Source organism: Methylobacterium sp. J-030, from assembly GCF_022829545.1.
GTDB lineage: Bacteria > Pseudomonadota > Alphaproteobacteria > Rhizobiales > Beijerinckiaceae > Methylobacterium.
Genome location: NZ_JAKSYM010000209.1, coordinates 1 through 1,541 on the forward strand (window position 1 = coordinate 1; position 1,541 = coordinate 1,541).

Annotated in this window: 4 protein-coding genes; 3 read left to right on the plus strand and 1 reads right to left on the minus strand. The window is 69.7% G+C overall.

The window, feature by feature from the left end; genetic code table 11:
* Together MKK75_RS13695 and MKK75_RS13700 are read left to right on the plus strand one after the other, a co-directional pair.
* A partial coding sequence (locus MKK75_RS13695; RefSeq protein WP_244043108.1) for a hypothetical protein occupies window positions 1-195 on the plus strand: 195 nt, incomplete at its 5' end.
* Window positions 196-202: 7 nt separating this feature from the next.
* Complete coding sequence (locus tag MKK75_RS13700) at window positions 203-619, plus strand: hypothetical protein (protein WP_244043109.1); 417 nt, start codon at window positions 203-205, stop codon at window positions 617-619.
* 377 nt (window positions 620-996) lie between these two features.
* Here MKK75_RS13700 and MKK75_RS13705 read toward each other — a convergent pair whose 3' ends face one another.
* Entirely contained in the window at window positions 997-1,302 is a 306-nt protein-coding gene (locus MKK75_RS13705) for a hypothetical protein (RefSeq protein WP_244043110.1), read from the minus strand.
* Between the two features lies 1 nt (window position 1,303).
* Between MKK75_RS13705 and MKK75_RS13710 the strand changes: the two genes are divergently transcribed.
* Window positions 1,304-1,541: hypothetical protein (locus tag MKK75_RS13710; RefSeq protein WP_244043111.1), on the plus strand; the 238-nt coding region annotated here is incomplete at its 3' end.

Here is a 1,541-nt window from a genome sequence, read left to right on the forward strand (position 1 = left end):
GCGTCCCGACCCGCCATGGCCGTTCTAGGGGAATGCGGGATGGGCTTCCCGCCCCAGGGGCAAACCGAAACGGAAATCGCTGCCTACCTCGACCTCGTGGCGGTGCAGGACTTACCGGCGAACGGCGGGTCCGTCGACGACTACCTAAGTCTCGGAACCGTAGCGCCGTCTTGGACGACTCGCCCGGCCAGTTGAGGATACCATGCCCCAAAATTATGTTTTTGACTTGCCGATGCGAGATGTTGTGAGGCCGAGCCGCCGAGTTAGCGGCTCACAAAAGTCAAGCGCCGCGAACGACACCATCAGCATCAAGTTCAAGGACTCTGCGACGCCGGTCCGCATCACGACCAAGCGCTTTGGCGAGTTGATGCAGGACGCGATCGACCGGTCCGGCATCATGGAGATGATGGACGAGGTCGGCGATAAGCTGGCCGAAGTTAAGCTCGCGCGAGACCGCGCTGTCGCTCGTGACCGTGCCGCCCGGGATGCCGTAGCCCAGGCCCAGCGCGACCGGGCCGCCTTCGATCAGGCTTGGGCCGACCGTGCCGAGCATCAGCGCCAGCAGCTGCGCGACATGACCAAGCGGGCTGCCGCATTCTACGGGAGGGCCGGTCGATGAGGAGCGCCATGCACGCTTTCGCTCCTCAGGTTCCCCGGCGCGACGGTGCCGTGCCTGTCGCCGAGGTGGACCGCCGAGACCATTCGCGCCAGGCCGGCCCCGAGCCGGTCGCCGCGCCCACGCCTGTCGTCGATCGCACGTTGCATCAGCCGGGCGGCCATACCGTCACGGTCCTGCCTTACCGGCCGGCCTCGGCGTCCGTGCTGCGTGAGGCACCGCGCAATCACGCCGAGCTGAACGCCTACATCGCCGAACGGGCCACGGCGGGACTCCCCCTCCCGCCCGCCCCCTTTCCGACCTCGGCTCAGACCGGCTCGGCCCTCGCGGTTCTCGACGCGCCACCGCATGCCCCCAGTCCCGTGGCCGTACGCCCGGGCCTAGCGGGCGCCAGGCCGGCCGTTGAGGGCAGCTCGGAGCTTGGCCCGGGCCAGGGCCGCTAGCGGCGGCATTACGGCCACTGGACGGGCGGCATGCTGATGCGCGTCGAGAACCGCGAGGGCCGGGCCGGTCTGAGCCGCGAGCGACAAGGGGGCGGTCGGGAGAGGTAGTCCCGCCTTGGCCCGTTCGGCGATGAAGGCGTTCAGCTCGGCGTGATTGCGCGGTGTCTCACGCAGGACCGGGGCCGGCGCCGAGGCCGGCCGGGAAGGCAGGACCGTGACGGTATGGCCGCCCGGCTGATGCAACGTGCGATCGACGACAGGCGCGGGCGCGGCGCCGGCCCCGGTCCTGCGTGAGACACCGCGCAATCACGCCGAGCTGAACGCCTTCATCGCGCAACGGGCCAAGGCGGGACTACCTCTCCCGACCGCCCCCTTGTCGCTCGTGGCTCAGACCGGCTCGGCCCTCGCGGTTCTCGACCCGCATCAGCATGCCGCCCGTACAGTGGCCGAAATGCCACGCCTAGAGGCCGTGGCCCGGGCCA